This window comes from Exiguobacterium sp. s101 (genome assembly GCF_018617835.1).
GTDB lineage: Bacteria > Bacillota > Bacilli > Exiguobacteriales > Exiguobacteriaceae > Exiguobacterium > Exiguobacterium marinum.
Window position 1 is genome coordinate 1 of sequence record NZ_JACSKX010000003.1, and the last position, 22,789, is coordinate 22,789.

At 48.0% G+C, this 22,789-nt stretch carries 22 protein-coding genes; 18 read left to right on the forward strand and 4 right to left on the reverse strand.

What is annotated here, in order from left to right; all coding sequences use genetic code 11:
* Positions 1-10 precede the first annotated feature (10 nt).
* Both KNO76_RS03565 and KNO76_RS03570 read right to left on the reverse strand, forming a co-directional pair.
* Entirely contained in the window at positions 11-325 is a 315-nt protein-coding gene (locus KNO76_RS03565; RefSeq protein WP_214882633.1) for a hypothetical protein, read from the reverse strand.
* Positions 326-371: 46 nt separating this feature from the next.
* Positions 372-800: an HIT family protein gene (locus KNO76_RS03570; protein ID WP_214702733.1), complete on the reverse strand. Its 429-nt coding sequence runs from the start codon at positions 798-800 to the stop codon at positions 372-374.
* A gap of 122 nt (positions 801-922) precedes the next feature.
* On the opposite strand from KNO76_RS03570, the gene KNO76_RS03575 reads away from it, so the two are divergent.
* Positions 923-1,972, forward strand: coding sequence for a hypothetical protein (locus KNO76_RS03575; RefSeq protein WP_214882636.1), 1,050 nt, complete (start codon positions 923-925; stop codon positions 1,970-1,972).
* 45 nt (positions 1,973-2,017) lie between these two features.
* Here the strand turns inward: KNO76_RS03575 and KNO76_RS03580 are convergent, their stop codons facing one another.
* Entirely contained in the window at positions 2,018-2,269 is a 252-nt protein-coding gene (locus tag KNO76_RS03580) for a GlsB/YeaQ/YmgE family stress response membrane protein (RefSeq protein WP_026826670.1), read from the reverse strand.
* A gap of 169 nt (positions 2,270-2,438) precedes the next feature.
* Here KNO76_RS03580 and KNO76_RS03585 point away from each other — a divergent pair, with 169 nt between their 5' ends.
* Positions 2,439-3,176 carry an ABC transporter ATP-binding protein gene (locus tag KNO76_RS03585; protein WP_214882638.1) on the forward strand — a complete coding sequence of 246 codons (738 nt, stop codon included), beginning with the start codon at positions 2,439-2,441 and terminating at the stop codon, positions 3,174-3,176.
* Complete coding sequence (locus KNO76_RS03590; RefSeq protein WP_214882642.1) at positions 3,173-4,306, forward strand: ABC transporter permease; 1,134 nt, start codon at positions 3,173-3,175, stop codon at positions 4,304-4,306. The genes KNO76_RS03585 and KNO76_RS03590 overlap by 4 nt, the downstream gene beginning before the upstream one ends.
* Before the next feature lie 44 nt (positions 4,307-4,350).
* On the opposite strand, the gene KNO76_RS03595 is transcribed toward KNO76_RS03590, so the two are convergent.
* Positions 4,351-5,649 carry an ammonium transporter gene (locus KNO76_RS03595; protein WP_214882645.1) on the reverse strand — a complete coding sequence of 433 codons (1,299 nt, stop codon included), beginning with the start codon at positions 5,647-5,649 and terminating at the stop codon, positions 4,351-4,353.
* A 128-nt stretch (positions 5,650-5,777) separates the two neighbouring features.
* On the opposite strand from KNO76_RS03595, the gene KNO76_RS03600 reads away from it, so the two are divergent.
* The 15 genes from KNO76_RS03600 (at position 5,778) to KNO76_RS03670 (ending at position 22,666) form a co-directional block, all read left to right on the forward strand.
* Positions 5,778-6,083 (forward strand): MerR family transcriptional regulator, encoded by a 306-nt coding sequence (locus KNO76_RS03600; RefSeq protein ID WP_214882648.1) that lies wholly within the window; start codon positions 5,778-5,780, stop codon positions 6,081-6,083.
* Positions 6,084-6,199: 116 nt separating this feature from the next.
* The gene (gene hemE / locus KNO76_RS03605) at positions 6,200-7,249 is read left to right on the forward strand and encodes a uroporphyrinogen decarboxylase (protein ID WP_214882651.1); all 1,050 of its coding nucleotides are present in this window, start codon (positions 6,200-6,202) and stop codon (positions 7,247-7,249) included.
* Positions 7,246-8,175 (forward strand): ferrochelatase, encoded by a 930-nt coding sequence (hemH, locus tag KNO76_RS03610; RefSeq protein ID WP_214882654.1) that lies wholly within the window; start codon positions 7,246-7,248, stop codon positions 8,173-8,175. Before hemE ends, hemH begins: the two co-directional genes overlap by 4 nt.
* On the forward strand, positions 8,168-9,559 hold the full coding sequence (hemG, locus tag KNO76_RS03615) for a protoporphyrinogen oxidase (RefSeq protein WP_214882657.1): 1,392 nt from the start codon (positions 8,168-8,170) through the stop codon (positions 9,557-9,559). The genes hemH and hemG overlap by 8 nt, the downstream gene beginning before the upstream one ends.
* Positions 9,560-9,639: 80 nt before the next feature.
* On the forward strand, positions 9,640-10,527 hold the full coding sequence (locus KNO76_RS03620) for a Cof-type HAD-IIB family hydrolase (RefSeq protein WP_214882660.1): 888 nt from the start codon (positions 9,640-9,642) through the stop codon (positions 10,525-10,527).
* A 71-nt stretch (positions 10,528-10,598) separates the two neighbouring features.
* Positions 10,599-11,588 carry a lipoate--protein ligase gene (lplA, locus tag KNO76_RS03625; RefSeq protein WP_026826662.1) on the forward strand — a complete coding sequence of 330 codons (990 nt, stop codon included), beginning with the start codon at positions 10,599-10,601 and terminating at the stop codon, positions 11,586-11,588.
* 146 nt (positions 11,589-11,734) lie between these two features.
* Entirely contained in the window at positions 11,735-12,208 is a 474-nt protein-coding gene (locus KNO76_RS03630) for a PTS sugar transporter subunit IIA (protein WP_214882663.1), read from the forward strand.
* Between the two features lie 100 nt (positions 12,209-12,308).
* Positions 12,309-13,856 carry a long-chain-fatty-acid--CoA ligase gene (locus KNO76_RS03635; RefSeq protein WP_214882666.1) on the forward strand — a complete coding sequence of 516 codons (1,548 nt, stop codon included), beginning with the start codon at positions 12,309-12,311 and terminating at the stop codon, positions 13,854-13,856.
* Between the two features lie 90 nt (positions 13,857-13,946).
* On the forward strand, positions 13,947-14,249 hold the full coding sequence (locus KNO76_RS03640) for a metal-sensitive transcriptional regulator (protein ID WP_214882669.1): 303 nt from the start codon (positions 13,947-13,949) through the stop codon (positions 14,247-14,249).
* A gap of 11 nt (positions 14,250-14,260) precedes the next feature.
* Entirely contained in the window at positions 14,261-16,369 is a 2,109-nt protein-coding gene (locus KNO76_RS03645) for a heavy metal translocating P-type ATPase (RefSeq protein WP_214702690.1), read from the forward strand.
* Entirely contained in the window at positions 16,366-16,572 is a 207-nt protein-coding gene (gene copZ, locus KNO76_RS03650) for a copper chaperone CopZ (RefSeq protein WP_015880952.1), read from the forward strand. Before KNO76_RS03645 ends, copZ begins: the two co-directional genes overlap by 4 nt.
* A 311-nt stretch (positions 16,573-16,883) precedes the next feature.
* Positions 16,884-17,546, forward strand: coding sequence for a response regulator transcription factor (locus KNO76_RS03655; protein WP_214882672.1), 663 nt, complete (start codon positions 16,884-16,886; stop codon positions 17,544-17,546).
* Positions 17,547-17,587: 41 nt separating this feature from the next.
* Positions 17,588-18,913: a HAMP domain-containing sensor histidine kinase gene (locus tag KNO76_RS03660; RefSeq protein ID WP_353047869.1), complete on the forward strand. Its 1,326-nt coding sequence runs from the start codon at positions 17,588-17,590 to the stop codon at positions 18,911-18,913.
* Between the two features lie 127 nt (positions 18,914-19,040).
* Positions 19,041-19,511 (forward strand): competence protein ComK, encoded by a 471-nt coding sequence (locus KNO76_RS03665; protein WP_026826655.1) that lies wholly within the window; start codon positions 19,041-19,043, stop codon positions 19,509-19,511.
* 86 nt (positions 19,512-19,597) lie between these two features.
* The gene (locus KNO76_RS03670) at positions 19,598-22,666 is read left to right on the forward strand and encodes an efflux RND transporter permease subunit (RefSeq protein ID WP_214882677.1); all 3,069 of its coding nucleotides are present in this window, start codon (positions 19,598-19,600) and stop codon (positions 22,664-22,666) included.
* Positions 22,667-22,789: the final 123 nt, after the last annotated feature.

Genomic DNA, 22,789 nt, shown 5'->3' on the forward strand with positions numbered 1-22,789 from the left:
CTGGATCGCTTCATGTCGTTTCTCGGGATGGGCGCGGTACATATCGGATTCCTCCTTTTGATGACGGGTGGGCTCGGCGTTTACCGTCCTTTTCCCCTTTTGGACCGATTCGAAGTATGTACCGGGCTTTTTCTTCGGCCGTCGAGGCCTCGGAAAAAGACAAACGGCCGCCAGATGACGACCGTTTGCGTTGCTCGCCCGACGGCGCCCCGACTCCTGCAGGAAAGCAATCCGACGGAGACCCAGCAGCGACCCAAGTCGCGATGCGGCTCCGGGATTGCCTGCGGAAAGCGTGGGCGCCGGAAAGGCGAGCGATATGATTCATGTTAGTCAACAGCCTGAGACCCGTCATCGACGGATCTCAGGCTGTCTTATACGTGGGCATGGATATTCGATGCAAGGGTGGAGAGTTCTTCAGATGTGAAGGCGTCGTTTTGCGTAATCCATTTCGCACCAAACCCGTCCTCATGTCCAAAACGCGGAATTAAATGAATATGGAAGTGATACACCGTTTGCCCGGCTATTTCTTCTGCGTTCGATAAGACGTTCATTCCGATTGCACCCGTCTCGCGCTGAATCGCATTAGCGATTGTTGGGATTCGTTTAAATACATCCGCCGCGACATCTTCAGGCAATTCGTAAATGTTTTTCGTATGATGTTTCGGGATGACGAGCGTGTGACCTTTTGTCACTTGTGAGAGGTCGAGAAAAGCGACGACAGCCTCATCTTCATACACCCGATACGACGGGATTTCTTGCTGAGCGATTTTACAAAAGATACAGGTTGGATCGGTATGCATCTTCATTCCTCCATTCTAAAAGTCATTTCTGCTTCATCATATCATGGAATTTCGGGCGCAAGAATGATTGGATGGGGAATCGATTCCTTCTATAATAGAAGTATATGAAAGGAGACGAGTGAATGTCGTATACGAGAAGCAAAAAGAAAGAGAGCAACCCGAGAGTTCTTCTTTTATTATTTAGTTTGATCATTATAGTTGGAGCTATTGTTTTCTATTTATACGCATACAAGCCGGCGGCGGAACAAGATAAAATTCACGTTGCTTTCAAAGAGGCCTTATTAGAACAAGACCGTGCTTTTTTTGAAGAAAAGATGGAATATCAAGGAGAACCACTAACACGAGCGGAAGCGTTGCGATTTATGCGTTGGTTAAATGATGAAAAATCAATTCGAGGCGATGCCATCTCAGAGGTTGCGAAAGATCGCTCGGATCGAACGTCTAGTACGGAATCGGAAGGTTTGTTTCGTTTAATCGACACGGGTGAAGGACGATACGGCTTTTCTGACTATCGAATCGAGCTTCTCCCGCAACGAATCGATGTGACTTCGGACTTACAGTTGACGAATATTTGGATTGACGGTCAGCGCGTGGGACGAATCGATGAAGCAGGCGGGTTGCTAACGTTTGAAAAGATGCCAGGAAGTTATGATGTGAAGGCGGTCGCCGTCGCGAACGGTGAGACGGTATCCGAAACTGAGACAATTCAATTGACTTCGTCTGCATCCATTGATTATGCACTTATGCCGGAATCGAACGAATCGATTGCGGGACAGTTCGATTTAAAACGGGCTGAGCTGATTGAAATCGAAGTGGAAGCACAAACGGGACATGCGTTAGAAACGATTGATTCCTTGATTGGACAATCGGAGAAGAAGGTCTTAGAAGCACTTGGCGAACCAACTGGAAAGCGTGAGGAGAAATGGGATTATGAACAGTTGACGGTCACATATGATGACGGGGACGTACAGTCGATTGTGGTCGATCTCGATAAGCGGCCGGATGATTTGATTGCCTTACTTGGTGAACCGAAAGAGAAACTAGAGCACCAACTCGGTACAGAGTGGGATTACGGTCAATCGTTCTTCGAATCGTTCTTTACATTCTTTGGCCTTGAGACCGAGAAGCAGTTTGTCGAAAAGAATGACGCGATGTATTTACTGATTGAATAAAAAAAGAGGGGCATTCCATAATGGAAGCCCCTCCGATACATAATCTTATTTTTTACGCATTGATTTCATAACGAATGATACGATCAAGATTAAGATAATCGCACCAATAAGCGCTGGGATAATTGCGATATCCGCAACTGTTGGTCCGAAGTCACCAAAGATAAGTCCACCTAACCATGCACCGATGATCCCCGCGATGATGTTACCAATGATTCCACCTGGTACGTCCTTACCTAAAATCAATCCTGCTAACCAACCGATGATACCCCCGATAATTAAATAAAGAATAAACCCCATAAACCATTCTCCTTCCTCTTTTTGCCCATTGTTCTTTACAACGATTTTGTGGAACAATGGAAGTATTGATGTTTTATTTTAAAATGCCTTACAGTTGTGATTATTCCCATGTGACAACATTTAAAACATATAGCACAAAAAAAAGTTGAAAATGAAAGGTGTGGTTTTCATGCTGCACGTCGATCGGTTGAACGGCGGATATCTCGGTAAACAAGTATTGCATGACGTTTCGTTTGAAGTGAAAAAAGGAGAGCTCGTTGGTTTGATAGGGCTAAATGGCGCTGGGAAATCAACAACAATCAAACACATTTTGGGGCTCTTGTCACCACTATCCGGACAAATAGAAATTGATGGTGAGACATTACAGTCTTCAGAAAAAAAGTATCGTAAAAAAGTAAGTTACATACCGGAGACGCCGATTTTATATGAGACATTGACATTACAAGAACATATCGAGTTAATGGGAAAAGCGTATGATGTCGATTCTAAGGATTTGACTATGCGTACAAACCGTTTGGCGAAAGAGATGCGAATGGAAAAGCAACTCGCATGGTTCCCATCGGTCTTTTCGAAAGGGATGCGTCAAAAAGCAATGATTTTATGTGCTCTCGTGACAAAGACTCCGCTCTTGATCGTTGATGAACCGTTTGTTGGTCTTGATCCATTGGCGATTCGACAGTTGCTCCAATTATTTGATGAGTATAAAGAAGACTGTGCGATTTTGATGTCGACCCACATCCTTGAAACGGCAGAACGGCATTGTGATCGATTTATCTTCCTTCATCAAGGTGTCGTCATCGCAACCGGCACGGCCTCGGAATTACGTGAAGTGTACCGATTATCACCGGATGCGACGCTTGATGACATATATGTCGAGGCGATTGCTTCGGAGGAACAGTCGTCATGAATCGATTTACTTCAAGACTCGGAAATTGGATGGAAGAGGTTGTAAAGTATAGTCGCTATGTCGCGAACGGGGGGCTACTGTTCACGCTCTACTTCACCTTGATTTACGGGGCGTTCGTCTATAACAATTTTTTAGAACGAATCGATGGGACGTTCCCGGGTGCATGGATTGCTGCGGCGATCCTGTTGATTATCCCGCTCGGTCATCGTCCACGAACATTCATCCAAGATGCAGATCAAGTGTTCTTACTACCGGAGCTGGGTGATATTCGATCCTATATGATTGGCGTTCGTCTGTTTAATGTCGCATTCGCCGTGCTGCGTGCATTGCTCGTCTTGCTCATTTTGTTACCACTTCTCGTGCGAACGGAAAATTATTCGAGTATGGAAGTGCTATCATTCGTCGTGACGATGGTTTTGCTGTCAGCTGCGGGACGTTTGGCTAGAGTAGAGGGGATTCGCGAATGGACGATCTTGCTGTTTGCGCTCGTGAGCGGTTTCTGTCTTCTTGTCGATTGGACACAGTGGGCGTGGATTCCGGCTTTTGCTCCGTTCATTCTATTACACGTTAAGCGACATGAGCGGATTCCTCTTCTCCATTGGTTGACTCTTGAAGAGAAGAGTCGGGCGCAATTTGAACGGGTGATCAGTTGGTTCGTCGACTTACCGACCTTGAGAGAAGAAGTCCGGGAGCGTAGACTGTTGACGAAATTGTTAGAACGGCGAGTACTCCAGCACGTGGACGCATCACGTTATGTGTACGGCCTTCGTATTATTCGGTCAAACGATTCGCTCGATTTGATTCTTCATTTGACAGCAGTAGCGCTCATTGTCATGTGGATGTCAGGAGGGTGGTATGTGGGCTTTGTCACGCCACTCTTTGTGGGACTAACGGCATTACAGCTCGTTCCTTTATTTAAGCGGTTAGAGGCGGTTTCAATAGTCTCCTGGCTACCAATTACTCGTGACGAGCGGATCGAAGGGTATTCATGGTGGGCGATGCGGTTGCTTATCGTCCAGGCAATCGTTCTCGTACTTGTGTCCATCGCTTTTGGTGCGACATGGGACGCGGCGATTGGGTTTATCTTATCGATTGTGGTCATTCGCTATTACTTGAGCCGTTTGACATAAAAAAGAAGGACATCCTTTTCGGGTGTCCTTCTCGCATGATTAGATTATTTTTTAGGAGACATGACCGATACGCTTGAACCGAGAATTTTCGGAAGGCGTCCTGGTTTCTCTGTCGACTCTTCGACTTCACCGTATGCTGACACACCATGTTCTGCGATATCGAGACCGACATCTTCTTGTTCTTCTGTGACACGGAGACCGATTGTGACGTCGAGTAGTTTCAAGAAAGCATAACTGCCGCCACCGGCGATGACCATGGCGATCAACACACCGAGTGTCTGTACGCCGAGTTGTGTCAATCCGCCACCATAGAACAGTCCGGCAGAACCGATACCCGTAATTTCGACAAGTCGGGGAGAAGCGAAGAAGCCAAGTGCGAGTGTTCCGATGATCCCAGCCACTCCGTGTACAGAGAAGGCGCAGAGTGGGTCATCCACATATTTCGCCATCAAGATGCTCGTTCCGTATGTCGCGATGGATGCGAGTGCACCAATGACGACGGCCGCCCACGGTTCGACGAACGCACATGCCGCCGTGATGGCGACGAGTGCACCGAGAACCCCGTTGACGATTGACGGGATATCTGCCGTTTTCCGATGGAGCATGACGATGGCAAGGGCACCGAGCGCACCAGCTGCTGTGGCGAGCATCGTCGTCAATGCAACGTATCCGAAGAATCCGTCAGCGACCGACATCGTCGAGCCGGCGTTGAATCCGAACCAGCAAAGCCAAAGGACGAGACCGCCAACAACGGTTAAGACGTGGTTATGACCAGCGAGTGATTCCGTCTTACGACGTGGTTTTAAGATGATGGTAGCCATGAGCGCCGCCATCCCACCTTGAAGGTGAACGACCGCTGAACCCGCGAAGTCTTGCATACCCATTGATCCAAGCATACCGCCAGCCCATACTGAGCGTGCGACGATTGGATAGAGGATAGCAACGAAGAAGATACCGAAGAGAACGTAGGCAGACAGCTTAGCCCGTTCCGCAAATCCACCCCAAGCGATGGCGAGTGAGACTGCAACAAATGATAACTGGAATAAGAATTTGATGTCGATTGAAACGTTCGCCCAATCGAGGCTTGAGAACGATCCGCTCAAGAAGAAACCTTCTGTCCCGAACCAAGTCGTTCCATCTCCGAACGAGAGGCCGAACCCGACCGCCCAAAAAGCGAGTGCCGCCACAGAGAGGCTGATTATTTGTTTGACCGCGACGTGACCGGCGTTCTTGGCTCGGAGCGTCCCGGTCTCGAGTAATCCGAAACCTAATTGCATCGTCAATACGAGCAATGCAGCGATGAGTACATACAGCGTGTCCATATAATAGAAAATGTCTTCCATGTTCATGCCCTCCTTTTTCTTAGGTGCTTTCCAAAAGTTGACTTCAGTGTAAAATGAAAAAACGACGTTGGATTGCATTTTGTCAGATTATCTGACATAGTTTTTTTAAATAGGGAGGGCGGGAGAGGATGGACTACAAATCGAAGAAGGTCATCGGAATGGGCGTCGTGACAAATTTGACGGGGCTTTCGGAGCGTCAAGTCCGCTACTATGAAGAAAAAGGTCTCGTCTTGCCTGAACGGACGAAAGGTGGGTCACGTAAATATTCTTTCCATGACGTGGAGCGTTTGATTGAAGTGGCGACCAAATTGGAGGATGGGTGGCGAATTCAGGATATTAAAGAGCGCGAACGTCGATTGTCGACGAAACAGCGCGATGATATGATTCGAGGTCAATTGAATTCAGCCTTCCGAACATTTCCGACAAAAAAATGACACAAAGAAAACACAATGAAAATGCTTCACATTAGCATAATTCTAATTAATTTCTGTATAATGTTTTTGAGTTCACAAACAAGAGAATAAAGAGTGTAGGAGAAATTTAGAGGGGAATGACGCGACGTATGAACGATACAATTTTAAAAGCGTTTAAAGGAGAGGCGACGGACTATGTACCTGTATGGTATATGCGCCAAGCCGGACGCTATCAACCGGAATATCGAGAGATTAAAAAGACGAGGTCACTTTTCGAGATCACACATGATCCTGAACTTTGTGCATATGTCACGGAACTTCCGGTGAAACAACTCGGAGTCGACGCGGCCATCCTATATAAAGACATCATGACACCACTTCCATCGATGGGAGTTGATGTCGAAATTAAGAGCGGAATCGGACCGGTCATCGATAATCCATATCGTACGATGGAGGATGTGGAACGACTTAAACCGTTAAACCCAGAAGATATCTCATACGTCTTTGATACAATCCGTTTATTGCGGGAACGACTTGAAGTCCCACTAATCGGCTTTTCAGGTGCACCGTTCACATTGGCGAGCTACATGATCGAAGGGGGCCCATCCCGTAACTATCATCGCACGAAAGCGCTCATGTATGCAGAACCGGATGTATGGAATGCGTTGATGGAGAAACTCGGTGACATGGTCATCACGTATGCGAAGGCGCAAGCGGATGCCGGCATTCAGGCGTTTCAATTGTTTGATTCGTGGGTCGGCACGCTTAGTCGTAAAGATTATGCGCGTTACATCAAACCGACGACGGAGCGAATTTTCAAGGAATTGCGTTCACTCGACATTCCGCTCATCATGCACGGTGTCGGAGCGAGCCATCAAATCGAAGAATGGCATGACCTTCCACTAGATGTGGTCGGTCTTGACTGGCGTTTCTCGGTACAGGAAGCACGGGAACGTGGGATTACGAAAGCCGTTCAAGGGAACTTAGACCCGTCGTTCTTGTTAGCTCCATGGCCGGTCATCGAAGAGAAGGTTAAGGAGATTTTAGATGAAGGAATGAAACAACCTGGTTACGTCTTCAACTTGGGACATGGGGTGTTCCCTGAAGTCGATCCGGCTGTTCTCGTCAAATTGACGGCATTCATTCACGACTACTCACGCGAAAAAATGGGAGGCAACGAATCATGAAAACAGTAGGACTACTTGTCATGGCGTACGGCACACCGTACAAACCGGAAGATATTGAACGTTATTACACGCATATTCGTTATGGACGCAAGCCGTCACCGGAGGCACTCCAAGATTTGACGGAACGCTACGAGGCGATTGGTGGCGTATCTCCACTCGCGAAAATCACAATCGATCAAGCGGAGACGCTTCGTGACATCTTGAATGAGCGTCATGTAGGTGAAATCGAGTTCAAACTGTATATCGGATTGAAGCATATCGAACCGTTCGTAGAAGACGCGGTCGAGCAAATGGCGAACGATGGCATCAAAGAGGCGGTATCGGTCGTCTTAGCACCTCATTACTCGTCATATAGCGTCAAATCATACAACGGACGTGCTCATGAAGAAGCGGCGAAGTATGGCATCGACATTCGTTCGGTAGAGTCGTGGTATGATGAGCCGAAGTTTATCAAATGGTGGGCGAATGCGATTAACGATACGTATGCGTCATTGCCTGTACCGGCTGAAAAGACATGTCTCATCGTTTCAGCGCATAGTCTCCCTGAGAAGATTTTGGCTGGAGGCGACCCGTATCCGGATCAATTGAAAGAAACGGCTGATAAAATTGCCATTGAAACGGGCGTCCCGCATTATGAGATTGGTTGGCAGTCAGAAGGGAACACGCCGGATCCATGGATTGGACCTGACGTACAGGATCTGACGGCTGAACTTCATGAAAAATATGGCTATGAGGCGTTCGTCTATACGCCGGTTGGTTTTGTTGCAGACCATCTCGAAGTATTGTTCGACAACGACGTCGAGTGTAAAGTTGTCTGTGACCGCCTCGGTGTTCACTACGCACGTCCAGCTATGCCAAATGCAGAGCGAAGCTTCATCGAAGCCATCGCGGATCGAATGGAAAGCGTGATCGTGCATCATGCGTAAATTCACGATTGTCGGTGGTGGGATCACAGGTCTCACCGCCGCTTTTTATGCGGAGCGTTATTTGCCGGAAGACGTGACCATCACGTTGCTCGAGGCGACAGATCGCCTCGGTGGAAAGATTGATACGTATGAAACAGGAGAATTTGCGGTTGAACGTGGACCGGATTCGTACGTCTTTCGAAAGACTGCGATGACGGAATTAATTGAAGACGTCGGCTTAGGGGATGAACTCGTTCGAAACGGTGTCGGGCAGGCTTACGTCCTTCATCATGACGGACTCCATCCAATCCCGAAACAGACGGTAATGGGGATTCCGCTAGACGTCAACGCGTTTCGTGAGACGACGTTGCTCTCGGAGGAAGAGCACGAGGACTTGAAGCGGATGTTGCTGTCACCACCAAAAGTAGAGACGCCAGACTCGGACGTCTCACTCGGCCTCTACCTTCGTGAACGTGTCGGAGACCCGATTGTCGACCGATTGATTGAACCGTTACTCTCTGGTATCTATGCTGGAGATATCGATCAAATGAGTGCGATGTCGACGTTCCCTCAGTTCATCGAAGGAGAACAGAAATACGGGAACTTATACGAAGGGATGCGGCATTTACGTCCTGAACAGCGGGTAGCTGAAGTTGGTGCGAAGAAAGTCGGTCAGTTCGCCTCATTGCAGCGGGGGCTAAAATCGCTCACAGATCGACTCGCTGAACGATTGGAGCGGACCGAGGTCATTTTTAATTGCTCCGTCGAACAAGTGTCCGAGCGTGAAGAAGGATATCGATTGTTTACAACGCGTGGTGATATCGATACGGACCATCTCGTGTTGACGGTGCCGCCCCGTCTCATTCGTCAATTCCTCCCGAAAGTCGATAGTGACTTTTTGGCAGATATGAAGCCACATGCGACAGCGACCTGTTCTTTAGTCTTCAAAGAAGAAGACATCGAGCTTCCGTTTGTCGGAACCGGATTTGTCGCGAGTCAGGAAGCGGATGTAACGATTACAGCGTGTACGTTCATCGACCAGAAATGGCCACACGCCGTACCAGAAGGATATCACGTCCTCCGCGTCTTTTTAGGTCGCCCCGGAGCAGATGAAATCGTCGAAGCGTCTGATGAAGACATTATCGAGACGGCACTACACGACCTTCAAGGTCTCATGCGCATTCATCGTGAACCGGTTCAGACGGTTGTCAGTCGACTCCGTGATGGTTTGCCCCCGTATGCGGTCTTTCACGCTGACCGTGTCAAGGCGCTGCGTGCCGAGATGGGCCGTGTGTATCCAGGGGTCATTCTCGCTGGAATCGCCTATGACGGAATCGGAATGCCGGACTGTGTGAAGAGTGTAAGAGAACAAGTGAAGGCATTGGGCGAAAAGGTTGAGATTTGATGAAGGGAGGGTTCGGATTGTTCCGAATCCCTCTCTTTTTGTTATAGTTAGAAGCGAAAGAGAAAAAGGAGTGATGGAAGATGGCAACGTATAAACTTTTTGTATCAGACATGGACGGTACGATTTTGCACAACCACACCACTATCGCGAAGGAAACGGCTGAAATCGTTCGTGAGGCAGAAGCAGCGGGGATTCGGTTTGCGATTGCGACGGGGCGCAATTATGTAAATGCGAAACAAATCTTGGATGAGGTCGGATTATCTTGTCCGATCGTGTCGTCGAATGGGGGACGCGTGCTCGACACTTCGGGAGAGGTCCTTCATGAAATCGATTTAACGATTGAAGAGGCACTTCAAGTTATTGATGTTCTTCATCAAGATGACAAATATGCGGACGTTTTTTACGAGATCTACACGGAAGCTGGGCTTGTTGCGAGCCGTGGTGACTTGATTGAGGCGTCGATGAAGAACTTGAAAGCGAATGGTGACGACCGCTCGCTTGAGAGGTACGAATTCTTCAAAAACCGTTATTACGTCAATGAAGATGTGAAGATTGTTGATGATATCGAGAACTTTATTCGTAAAGAAGCGGGACGTGTCTATAAGTTCATTGCGTTCTCGAGTCATTTTGAGAAAATGTCAACGCTGTGGAAAGAAATCGAAGCTCAAGTCGGAGGTGTGTATGTCACGTCTTCGGGCAATGACAACATCGAAGTGATGGCACATGGTGCGGATAAAGGTAACGGTGTATCGAAGCTCGCTGAACATTACGGCATCGATCTATCTGAAGTCGTCGTCATCGGTGATAACTTGAACGATGTACCGATGTTTAAAGTTGCCGGCAAAGCGATTGCGATGGGTAACAGCCATGAAGAACTGATTGCCATCAGTGATCACGTCACAGAACGGCACAATGAATACGGGGTGGCCAACGCCTTGAAACGAGTCATGACAGGTGAGTGGAGCTAAAAGATTTGGCGAGGCGTCGTCTTGTTTCGTATAATACGAGTAGCGAACACCTGACTAGGAGGAAATAGACTGTGAAATTTATTTTTAATCCAGATATCCGCGATCCGAAGCTTAACTTGGCGGTTGAAGAGTATATCTTAAAACACTTGAACGTAGATCATGAAGATTATTTCCTGTTCTACATCAATGGACCCTCGATTATCATTGGGAAAAACCAAAACACATCGGAAGAAATCAACTTGAAGTATATCGAAGAGAACGGCATCGATGTCGTTCGACGTCTCTCTGGTGGGGGTGCCGTCTATCACGATGAAGGAAACTTGAACTTCAGCTTCATCACAAAAGACGATGGCAACTCGTTCAATAACTATAAGAAGTTTACACAACCCATCGTTGATGCGTTACGTAACCTAGGTGTCGAGGCAGAGCTGACGGGTCGTAACGATATTCAGGTCGGCGAGCGTAAAATCAGCGGAAACGCCCAATTTACGACGCGTGGACGCATGTTCAGTCATGGGACGCTCATGTTCAATTCGAACATTGAAGAAGTCGTCAACTCACTTAACGTCTCTGAAGAAAAGATGCGCTCAAAAGGAATCAAGTCTGTTCGCAGTCGTGTCGCGAACATCACTGAATTTTTAGAGCGCGAGATGGAGATGCAACACTTCGTCGAGGCGTTACTCCATTCGATTTATGATGGAGAGCAGCCGGAGCGTTACGTTCTACGTGATGAGGACTGGGAAATCGTTCATGATATCTCGAAAGAGCGCTATGCGAACTGGGACTGGAACTTTGGGAAATCTCCGAAGTTCGACGTCGAGTCAAAACGCCGTTTCCCAATCGGGACGATCGACGTCCGCTTGAACGTGAACAAAGGGACGATCACAGAAGCGAAGATTTATGGTGACTTCTTCGGTGTCGGTGACATCCAAGACGTCGAGCAAGCGCTCGTTGGGACTCGTTTCGAACGTGCTGCCATCCGTGAACAGTTAATGACGCTCGATTTAAAACATTACTTTGGAAATGTCGAGCTCGAGGAATTGGTTGATTTGATTAGTTAAGATGATCAGGGCGATCTCTACGGAGCTCGTCCTTTTTTGGCAGTTTCGTGAACGTTGGTCGAACGGATTGCGCCTCGACGGGAGAAGGCGTATCATAATTTGTGCAAGCGTTTTCGTAAAGGCTAATCAAAATAGGAGGAGTATGCATGTATCGGATGCTTAGTGAATGGATGGATGCGAGTCGTATGTGGGTGACGGAGCAAGCGACATTTGAACGAGCTGTCAAGGCGGTAGGTCTAGAGTTAGAACGAAAAGATATGGTCGATTCTTCATTTACACGGGTGATTCTCGATCAGGAGACGATTATTCCTTCCGGGGTGAGCGATGTCGCGATTCCGGTAGCTGTCATTGACGTGCCTCTCTCCATTTCAAAACGAGACGGCATTTCACTCCTTCACCTAATGAACCCGTGCGAAGTAAAGACGATCACCGGAGAAATGATTCATGCAAAGGCCATTCTTTTGATTACGGCTACGAGTGAACCCAAAAAGCAGATGTATCATAAGTTGATTGATGATTTACTGATGGACGATGAGGCACTACAAGCGCTCGTTCATATCCAAAGTCGTGCCGGTATGTTTCATTTGCAGACGAACTTTTTGGAAGCGTTTTCTTATTGAAACATTTCATGTACAATAGAAGTAATTGAAAAGAGCGCGGACAACGTGCTCTTTTTTATGGCTCAAAAGTGAATCATCATTCATTTAAAGGGGGATTACCATGGCAAACTTAGTCAAGTCACTACAAGATGTAGTGGCCGCTCACCCGCAGAAAGCGGCGTATGTGTTTGGGGAAGACACGGTGAGTTACGGACAGTTTTATGGGCAAGTCAAGGCGATGGCGTCTACACTTGAACAAAAAGGAATCGGACAAGGGGATCATGTCGCTCTCGTCCTCGGCAATAGCCCTGCGTTCTTGATTACGTACTTCGCCGTGTTGTCACGTGGAGGGGTCGTCATTCCGATCAACCCTACATACACGCCGGATGAGATGGCTTACATTTTGCTCGATGGGGACGTAAAAGGAATCGTTGGGTTGTCGCCGCTCGTCGCACAGGCAGAAGCGACACTCTCGAAGTTGCCTGAATTGAAGATTGTCATCTCGGTGCCATATGCCAACGTTCCGGCATTGAAACGTGAAGGTGAGATTGAATTTATCCCATTTGCGGAGTCGTTTGCTGCATCGGAAGGAACATTCGTCGAAGTGGATGAAGAGGAGGTCGCCGTCATTCTCTATACGAGTGGAACGACCGGAAAGCCGAAAGGGGCTCTTTTGACTCATCGAAATTTATTCTCGAATGCGCATTCCATTGGAGAGTACTTGGACATCACGCCTGAAGATAAAGCGTTAGCGGCATTGCCGATGTTCCACGTCTTCTGTTTGACAGTTATCGTCAACGCGCCGCTTCTTCGTGGTGCGACGATTGTCATCTTACCGAAGTTCTCGCCACAAGACGTATTCGACTTAGTACCAAAGCACCGTGTGACATTATTTGCTGGCGTACCAACAATGTATAATTTCTTGCTGCAGACAGCGATGAAGGTACCAGCTTACACCTCTGCTCTAAAACATGTCCGCGTTTTCGTTTCAGGTGGAGCGAGTTTACCGGTTCAATTGCTCGAATCATTTGAGCAGATGTTCGAGTGTAAGATTCTAGAAGGGTATGGTCTGTCAGAGGCGTCACCGGTCACATGCTTCAATCCGCTCCACGGTGAACGAAAAGCTGGATCGATTGGACCTTCCATCGTTCATGTGGAAAACAAAGTCGTCGACGAGCTTGGGGAAGAAGTCGGCGTCGGTGAAGTCGGAGAATTGGTTGTACGAGGACCAAACGTCATGAAAGGATATTATAAGCTGCCGGAAGAGACGATGATGACGCTCCGCGATGGCTGGCTCTATACGGGAGACTTAGCGCGACGTGATGAGGATGGTTACTTCTATATCGTCGACCGTAAAAAGGATATGGTCATCGTCGGAGGCTATAACGTATACCCTCGAGAGGTAGAAGAAGTGTTGTATCAACATCCTGACATCGTTGAAGCGGCAGTGATTGGTGTGCCGGATGCCGAGCAAGGGGAAGCGGTGAAGGCGTTTGTCGTCACGAAACATGAAGGAGTGACGAAAGAAGATATTCGTGCTTACACCCAAACAAAATTGGCGAAATACAAACAACCGACTTACCTCGAAATCATTGAAGAACTTCCGCGAAATACGACCGGCAAGATTTTACGTACCGTCTTAAAGAGCGAAGCGTTTCAAAATAGTTGAGTAAAGAAGAGCGACCTAGTTCGCTCTTTTCTTATCTTCTCATTTGACACTATTACGGGGTAGGGGTATATTGGTGGTGAGGTGATCAACATGGATGAATTTTTGCATGACCAACCACTCGTTCCGCGTGATGACGCTGAACGTGAAACACTCGGGAAACGTCTAAAACGAATTGAAGGACAAGTCCGGGGAATTCAAAAAATGGTGGAGAGCGATCGTTACTGTGTCGACATTTTGACACAGACATCCGCTATTCAAGCCGCTCTCAAGCAAGTCGAGATGCAACTGTTAGAGCGTCACATGCGCAAGTGTTTGGTTCACGCAAGCGAGACGGAAAACATGGAGCCTTACATTGATGAATTGATGACGATTGTCAGCCGCATCAAAAAATAAGGAGGGATTTCATGAAAACCGTTGAGCTATCCATACAAGGTATGACTTGTGCGGCGTGTTCGGCTCGAATTGAAAAAGTGTTGAATAAGATGGACGGAGTCGAAGCGACGGTCAACCTTCCGCTTGAAACAGCCACGATTCGTGTCGATGAAGGGATTACGGAAGAAGAGCTGATTGCTCGAATCGAGAAGATTGGATACGGTGCTGAACCGAAAGTCGAGATGGCGCCCCCGCATGATTTACGTCCTTTACAACGTAAGGTCATCATCTCTGCGCTGTTGTCGGCACCACTTCTATTGGTGATGTTGACTCATATCCCGGGTCTCGGGTTCCAAGCCGACTGGTTGATGAGTCCCTGGTGGCAATTCGCCCTTGCGACACCTGTCCAGTTTTGGATTGGCGCACAGTTTTATCAAGGTGCGTATAAGAGTTTGAAGAGCGGATCGGCGAACATGGACGTGCTCGTCGCGACGGGGACGTCTGCCGCATACTTTTATTCCATCTTTGAAATGATTGTACACCCGATGAATCCACATCTTTATTTTGAAACAAGTGCAGTCCTCATCACGCTTGTCTTACTTGGGAAGTGGTTAGAAGGACGGGCGAAAGAGAAGACGACCGATGCGTTGAAATCACTCTTATCGCTTCAGGCGAAAGAGGCGATCCTCTTTGTCGATGGTGAAGAACGGTCTGTTGCCGTTGAACTCGTCAAAGTAGGAGACGTTCTCGTCGTGCGTCCGGGAGAGAAAATTCCGGTTGATGGACGAATCATTGAAGGAGAGACAGTTATTGATGAATCGATGTTGACAGGAGAATCGATTCCAGCGGAGAAGACGGTCGACGCCGAAGTCGTCGGCGGGACGATCAATCAGTCCCATCGCATTCTCATGCGGGCGGAACGTGTCGGTAAAGAAACGATGCTCGCTCAAATTGTACGCGTCGTCGAGCAGGCGCAAACCGACAAGGCACCGATTCAACGGCAGGCCGACCGCATCTCCGGTGTGTTTGTGCCAGTCGTCGTAGCAATCAGTGTCGTCACGTTCGTAGTATGGGCGTTTCTCTTGAACGATATCGATACGGCGATTCGGGCGTCGATTGCTGTACTCGTCATTGCGTGTCCGTGTGCGCTCGGTTTGGCGACGCCGACATCCATCATGGTCGGGACGGGACGAGCGGCGGAACAAGGTGTCTTGTTTAAAGGTGGAGGGCAACTTGAATCGCTAAATGAAGCGAATATCGTTGTATTTGATAAGACTGGGACATTGACGAACGGAACGCCGGAAGTGGTCGAAACATTCGGAGACGAAGCGGTCCTCAAACGGGCTGTGATGGCAGAACGGCAATCGACGCATCCTTTGGCAGCTGCGATTGGTCGTGAAGCAGGCGATGGTGTCGTGACGAAAGTGGAAGAGTTAGCCGGACGAGGTGTCAAAGCGGTCGTTGATGGGATAGAACTCACCATCGGGTCTGTCCGAATGATGGAGGAACTCGGATACAAATTGCCGGATTGGTCGATGCGGGCGATGACCCCGGTCTATGTCGCGGATGAGAGCGGAATTGTCGCGGCGTTCGGACTACAAGATCAATTGAAGCCGAAAAGTCGTGATGTTGTGCAGGCACTCAGTCAAACCCGCAAGGTGTATGTTTTGACCGGAGACCGGAAAGAAGTCGCATATGCGATTGCCGACGAACTCGGCATACCGAATCGTCAAGTCATCGCCGAAGTACTTCCTGTCGAGAAGGCAGATCAGATCGAACAATTGAAGCAATCCGGTCGTGTGGCTATGGTAGGGGATGGCATGAACGATGCCCCTGCCCTTGCGGTGGCAGACGTTGGCATCGCATTCGGAAGTGGCACAGATGTCGCTCTCGAGGCGGCGGATGTTACAATTGTAGGGCAAGACATTGAAGGCGTGAGTCGGGCGATGAATATGAGCCGCTTGACGATGAAAAACATTCGTCAAAATCTGTTTTGGGCCCTCGCCTATAATAGTCTTGGCATACCGGTTGCGGCAGCTGGATTACTTGCCCCATGGATTGCCGGTGCAGCGATGGCGTTCAGTTCGGTATCTGTCGTCTTGAACGCATTAAGATTAAAAACTCAAGGAGGATCATCATGAAAGAAACAACTTTAACAGTAGAAGGAATGACATGTAATCACTGCAAAGCGGCAGTGGAGGGAGCATTGAATGAATTGAACGGTGTCGAATCAGCGACGGTATCGCTCCAAGAGCATCGGGTCGATGTGATTCACCAAGACTCTGTTTCACTTGAAGCGATGGTGGAAGCAGTCGAAGAACAAGGATATGACGTAAAAGCATAATCATGGTAAGTCCCGAGTGAAATCGGGACTTTTTTTGTGGTATTCAACGGATAAGATGTATGCTATATTTAAGTTGATAATGAGAATCGGTATCAACGGGAGGCGGATATCATGGAAATGATCATGATCAGTGGAGTATTGGCGTTGATTAGTGGGGGCGCAGCATTTTTGACGCAACAGTTACGAACGAATTCAGTACGGTGAAGAAGGTGCGATTCCGTTGCCTTCTTTTTTCTTTGACTTCATTTCTTTCCCATCATTTCACGACAATTGTTTGATATGATGAGAAAAAACGTGTTGAGGTGACTTGAATGTATACAATCTACTTAGTCGACGATGAACCAAACTTAAATAAAATGCTCGTCACGTATTTAGAACAGGAAGGATACAACGTGCGCTCGTTTGCGGACGGGATATCTGCACAAGAAGCGATTCCGGACCAACCGGATTTGTGGGTGCTCGATATCATGTTGCCGGACTTGGACGGGTTCCAATTGTTGAAACAAATCAAAGCTGTCAATGCGAATACGCCGACGATTTTCATCTCGGCGCGCGACGAGGATATCGACAAAATCATCGGACTCGAGATGGGTTCGGATGACTACATCGCCAAACCGTTCCTCCCGAGGGAGCTCGTCATTCGTGTCAAAAAATTGATTGACCGTGTCTACGGTTCGAAATCGAACGAGCATATCGAATACGGAGAATATACAATCTATCCGGATAAACGCCTTATCAAGCACGGAGACGAAGAGATTGATTTGACGTCAAAAGAGTTTGACTTACTTCTTTTATTCTTAGAATATCCCGGTTCGGCCTTGTCACGGGAACAGATTTTAGAAGGGGTTTGGGGGAATGACTATTTTGGTTCAGACCGCGTCGTCGATGACTTGGTGCGCCGTGTCCGGAAGAAATTACATCGTCTCGAGCTCGAAACACTTTACGGTATCGGTTACCGTCTCGTTAGACCATGATGGACGCGCTCAAGCCAAAGCGACTCATGTGGAAGATTTGGGTGCTCATCTTACTCATTATCGTGACGCTTGCGCTCATGATTTTGATTACGATCCGCTCATCTATCACTCAGTTTATCGATGAACAGGTATATGAGACGTTACGAGATGTGGACTACTATTTAGGCAATACGAACGAGTTAGAGAACTATCCCCAAAACCCGATCGAGTACGACCGGCGGCAACAGGAATCCCGTTCGGTCAACCAATTGATTTTTCTCCCGAACGGACGAATCATCTATGGGTCGGCGCCGCTTGAATTGACGAACCGCATGTACCAGGAAGCGTTGAACCAAAGTGGACAAGTCGAGCGGTATCAGACGACGATTGATGGGGAAGACGTCTATTACATCATTCGTCAAAATGAATATGATGGAACGATTGTGTATCAGGCCTCCTACGCCTGGGATGCCTATCGTCGGGAGCTGGTGTCGACGTTATATTGGCGAATATCGATTCTGATTGGCATCATCAGCCTGTTATCACTTATTCCGGCATTATGGATGTCACGTCAATTGACGAAACCGATTGTGGAGATGGAACGAGCCGTTGAGAAGATTTCAAATCGACAGTGGGAGACGGCTCTCCCGTTAGATCGTCAAGATGAGCTTGGCCAATTGGCCCATTCGATTGATGCCATGCGGAAAGAATTGAAAGAGCAAGACCTGGCACAACAGGCGTTGCTTCAAAACATATCACATGATTTAAAAACGCCAATTATGGTCATTCGTGGTTATGCCCAGTCAATTGGGGACGGCATCTATCCGACGGGGGACTTGAAAGGCTCTGCCGAGGTTATAGACGAGGAAGCATCTCGACTCGAAAAGAAAGTCATCGATTTGTTATACGTCACGAAACTTGAATATTTCAAAGGGCAGGAGACAAAACTCGAACCAATCAATCTCGATAAGTTGATGGAACTACTTGTCGCGCGCTTTAAGCTAAGAGGTCAGCTCGACTGGGAAATCAATGGTGAAGGCGGCGAGATGCTTGGCGATGGTGAACAGATTCGGGTTGCGTTCGAGAACGTGCTCGACAATGCACTCCGCTATGCGGAATCATGCATCCGGATTGACCTACATCAAGATGATGTCGGTGTGGAAATCACCATCTTTAACGACGGACCACCGGTTGATGAGAGCTTGGATTTGTTCCATCAATTTTCTCGTGGGAAACAAGGGAAGTTCGGGCTAGGTTTGTTCATCGTGCAACGAATTGTGACACTTCACACAGGGGAGGTCTCCCTACGAAATACAGGAGACGGAACAGCAGTACGATTTTACTTTCCAAGACTCAAACCGAACCATCTTTTAAAATCTGACGTTTGATTTTCAAAACCAGCCAAGAAACGGCTGGTTTTTTCATGGGAAATAGACGAAAGCCGATTTGCGGGACGGACAAAATCCTGGTATGAATGACATGTAAGTCATTACATACGTTATGGGGGATGAAAAGATGAGTAGATTGACCAATGAAACGAGAGCTTTAATTCCTGTATTTAACGAGTTTGGAGAAGCGGAGACACTTGTGTATCAACCTGAAGGTGTGATGCGAGTGAAAGGGTCACCAATCGACAATCTTGAACATGCGTGTTTGTACTACGGATCGAGCATTCAAGGTCGGATTGAAGCAGCTCGACATGTGCTCGGCCCGCATCGAAAGACACCTGTCGTGATGGATTGGCACGCGGACGCGGTTTTCTTTCCGACGATTGCAAAGGAAAGTCCAGACTGTGCATGGATCAATTTTCAGCACGTGACGGCCATCAAGAAAGACGGAAAACAGACGCTCATTCAATTTCTGACGGGCGAGTCGGTTAAAGTTCAAGTTTCCGACCATACGGTGTCGAGACAGAAACAACGGTCAATCGAATTATCGTACGCGTTTCAAAAACGTTTCCATGACAGCACATTGCAGCACGCTTAAGGATTGAATTCAATGAAGAACCCCTCTATGATGAAGAAGAGATATCATATGTGTATTTGCACATCTTCCGAAAGCGAGGGGTTTTTATGTTTTTTGAAAAAATGATTGAGCGAGGGAAACTAGTCATCGTGTTTCTTCTCGTCGCAATCGTTGTAGGTGTGCTGACGTTCTTCCAGCTGCCTAAGCGAGAGATCCCAGAAACGGGAATCAATATCGTGCTCGTTCAAACGCCATATTCTGGTGCGACAGCAGAAGCAGTTGAACGAAATGTTACCGGTGTATTAGAGGAAGAACTGCGTAGTCTAGAGGGTGTAGAGAATGTGACGTCGATCTCGGCTTCGGAGTTCTCAAACATCACGGTCGAATATGCGGACGGGACCGACCAAGCGGAGTTTCAGGCGAACGTCCGACAAGCCTTGTCGGATGCGACACCTAAACTTCCGGAGAACGCGCTCGCGCCAACGGTCAATGACTCGCTCGGTCAGTTGCCGGTCGCATCGTACTTATTGACAGCAGATGATCGTTCATCATTCGAGGATGTACGATCAGACATCGAACAATTAGAATCGAAACTTCTTCGAACAGATGGCGTGACAGGAGTCACCATCAAGGGGTTACCAGAGCAGGAATACGTTGTGTCACTCGACTCTGAAGAGCTGAGTTCACGTCAGCTTGCCTTCCCGGATGTCTTGACGGCCATCAACGAAGAATACAAAACGACACCGCTCGGTCGTCAATCGACCGATGAAGGCATCTACCAACTAGCGATTGACAACTTGACGAATGTAGACGACATGGAGCAAGTGATCGTTGGGTCATTCAACGGAGAAGCGGTCTTACTAGAAGATGTCGGAACGGTCGAAGAGACAGCAGAAGCTGTAACCGATCTCGTTTCTGTAGACGGAAAGCCGGCTGTTTCGATCACAGTTCCGATTGAATCAGGGTTGGATATTCCGACGATGCAAGATCGTGTCAACGATGTGGTCGAGGATGGACTCGGTGATTTAGACGGGTTTGATCTCGTTCCATATTATGAGCAGGCGAAAGCGGTCGATGCAATCTTCTCTTCATTGACACGTGAATTCATTATCGCCATCATCGCCGTCATTGCCGTGACAACGATTGGTCTCACGTTCTCTGGCTCAATTATCGTCAGTCTGGCAATTCCGTTGTCATTTTTGATCGCCTTGATTCCATTACAGTTTACTGGGGTTGATTTAAACCAAATCTCGATTATCGGGGCAATCATCGCCTTGGGAATCTTGGTCGATGATGCGATTGTCGTCAACGACAATATTTTAAGGAGATATCGAAGCGGAGATTCTGCGATGGTCGGGGCGGTCCGTGGAACGAAAGAAGTATGGGGCTCGATTGTCACGTCAACACTTGCAGTTGTTTTCGCATTCCTCCCGCTCACTTTGCTGTCTGGAGCGAACGGAAACTTCATTCGTGCCTTACCGACTGTCCTTGCGCTCTCTGTTCTAGCATCGATGGTCATCAGTTTGACGCTCGTGCCGATTGCACAGTATCGCTTGAACCGTAAAGAAGTGAAAGTGTCGAAACGTGAACCGGGTTGGCTCGGTGGACCGCTCAACCGACTCAGTAATTTCTATGCCGACCGCCTCTTACCGAGTGTAGCGAAACGTCCATGGACGTTTGGGATTGTAGGATTTGTCATTACGACAGCTTTATATGGATTGATTTTACTCACGCCGTTCGAGTTCTTCCCGGCAGCAAACCGTCCAGAAGTCGTGACGAGTGTGACGTTCCCGGTACAAACGACTTTAGAAGAAACAGAAGCACGTCTTGAAGAAATCGAAGCGAGGTTCCAAGAGGAGGAAGGTGTCGTCGAGACATCCATCTTTGCGGGAGGTGGACTTCCTGGTCTATTCACGGGAGGACTCGAACAGTCCGGTGAAAACTCAGGACAAGTCATCGTACGTGTCGATAATGATTCAATCGATGCTATCGAATTGATTGATCAATATACGAACGAGTTGCGTGAAGAATATCCTGATGCCGAAATCTTCTTAGACACGCAACAGCAAGGACCTCCTGCGTCGGCACCTGTCGAATTCACGATGCGAAGTGAAACGATTGATCAGCTCGTGGCTGCACGTGACCAAGTGAAGGCCGACTTGGAAGAAATTGATGGGGCGATTGTCCTCGATAATATTAAAGAACCGTTCCAAACACTCACATACGAATTGAATCGTGAGGAAATGGCACAGGCCGGCGTGACGGCCAAAACAATCAGTGACCAAATTCGTCTCGTCACAGACGGGGTTCCGATTGGTACATTCGATGACGGGGTGGAACAACGTGACGTGAAAATCGTCATCGATGCTGAGGCGAACCGCGAAGCACTCGCCCTTGACGAGATTTTAGTTCCTATTGAAACAGAAGCAGGTCCACCCGTTGCTCCACTCAGCACGTTTGTGACGGAGACGACAACGGAACAAATTCAACAGATTCCTCGCGAGAACGGGGAACGTTCGGTCACACTCCAAATTTATGCGAGTGAGGGTATGGACGAGGATGCGTTCAAGCAAGATGTCGAGCAAGTGTTGGAAGATGCGAAGTCTGGGTTAGACGATGAAGGAATCACATTTGACCAGACCGGAGCGAGTGATACGCAAAATGAGTTCTTCTTAGAGCTTGCGACATTGTTTGTTGTCGTCCTGTTCTTGATTTACTTGATTATCGCATTCCAGTTCAACTCACTCTCACTACCATTACTCGTCTTGTTCACCATCTATCTCGCGATTGCTGGAGCTGTCGTCGGATTGTTCGTGACACAGACGCCATTCAGTTTCATGGCATCGATGGGGATGGTATCACTTGCGGGAATCGTTGTACGAAACGCGGTCGTCTTGTTCGAGTTTATCGAACAGCGTATTCGTGAAGGCTTACCGGTCACGACCGCTGTATACGAAGCAGGACGTGCTCGGATTCGTCCGATTCTCTTGACAGCGCTCACCGCAGTCGTCGCCCTTTTACCTGTCGCATTAGGTGACGATCCGCTCTTCAAACCGCTTGCGATCGGAATCGTGTCAGGGATTCTATTCTCGACTGTGTTAACCTTGGTGCTTGTCCCGGCTTATTACCTGATTTTGGCGAAACGTCGTCATAAGGACAAACCATTTACAGAATGATTTAGCTTGAAGATGTGATGCCGTATGGTGTCACATCTTTTTTTGAACCATTTGTCACATGTTTTGTGCGATGTTGTATGGGTATAATTAGAAGAGAGGTTTTGAACAGTATGGGAGGGAATT

Bases quoted from the DNA above. Each gene is read 5' to 3' on its own strand.
- hemE (WP_214882651.1), top strand. From the start codon at position 6,200: ATGACGCGACGTATGAACGATACAATTTTAAAAGCGTTTAAAGGAGAG.
- KNO76_RS03580 (WP_026826670.1), bottom strand. From the start codon at position 2,269: ATGGGGTTTATTCTTTATTTAATTATCGGGGGTATCATCGGTTGGTTA.
- KNO76_RS03565 (WP_214882633.1), bottom strand. From the start codon at position 325: ATGAATCATATCGCTCGCCTTTCCGGCGCCCACGCTTTCCGCAGGCAA.
- KNO76_RS03575 (WP_214882636.1), top strand. From the start codon at position 923: ATGTCGTATACGAGAAGCAAAAAGAAAGAGAGCAACCCGAGAGTTCTT.
- KNO76_RS03585 (WP_214882638.1), top strand. From the start codon at position 2,439: ATGCTGCACGTCGATCGGTTGAACGGCGGATATCTCGGTAAACAAGTA.
- KNO76_RS03665 (WP_026826655.1), top strand. From the start codon at position 19,041: ATGAGTAGATTGACCAATGAAACGAGAGCTTTAATTCCTGTATTTAAC.
- KNO76_RS03620 (WP_214882660.1), top strand. From the start codon at position 9,640: ATGGCAACGTATAAACTTTTTGTATCAGACATGGACGGTACGATTTTG.
- KNO76_RS03670 (WP_214882677.1), top strand. From the start codon at position 19,598: ATGTTTTTTGAAAAAATGATTGAGCGAGGGAAACTAGTCATCGTGTTT.
- KNO76_RS03645 (WP_214702690.1), top strand. From the start codon at position 14,261: ATGAAAACCGTTGAGCTATCCATACAAGGTATGACTTGTGCGGCGTGT.
- KNO76_RS03635 (WP_214882666.1), top strand. From the start codon at position 12,309: ATGGCAAACTTAGTCAAGTCACTACAAGATGTAGTGGCCGCTCACCCG.
- KNO76_RS03630 (WP_214882663.1), top strand. From the start codon at position 11,735: ATGTATCGGATGCTTAGTGAATGGATGGATGCGAGTCGTATGTGGGTG.
- KNO76_RS03655 (WP_214882672.1), top strand. From the start codon at position 16,884: ATGTATACAATCTACTTAGTCGACGATGAACCAAACTTAAATAAAATG.
- KNO76_RS03640 (WP_214882669.1), top strand. From the start codon at position 13,947: ATGGATGAATTTTTGCATGACCAACCACTCGTTCCGCGTGATGACGCT.
- KNO76_RS03570 (WP_214702733.1), bottom strand. From the start codon at position 800: ATGCATACCGATCCAACCTGTATCTTTTGTAAAATCGCTCAGCAAGAA.
- hemH (WP_214882654.1), top strand. From the start codon at position 7,246: ATGAAAACAGTAGGACTACTTGTCATGGCGTACGGCACACCGTACAAA.
- copZ (WP_015880952.1), top strand. From the start codon at position 16,366: ATGAAAGAAACAACTTTAACAGTAGAAGGAATGACATGTAATCACTGC.
- hemG (WP_214882657.1), top strand. From the start codon at position 8,168: ATGCGTAAATTCACGATTGTCGGTGGTGGGATCACAGGTCTCACCGCC.
- KNO76_RS03590 (WP_214882642.1), top strand. From the start codon at position 3,173: ATGAATCGATTTACTTCAAGACTCGGAAATTGGATGGAAGAGGTTGTA.
- KNO76_RS03595 (WP_214882645.1), bottom strand. From the start codon at position 5,649: ATGGAAGACATTTTCTATTATATGGACACGCTGTATGTACTCATCGCT.
- KNO76_RS03600 (WP_214882648.1), top strand. From the start codon at position 5,778: ATGGACTACAAATCGAAGAAGGTCATCGGAATGGGCGTCGTGACAAAT.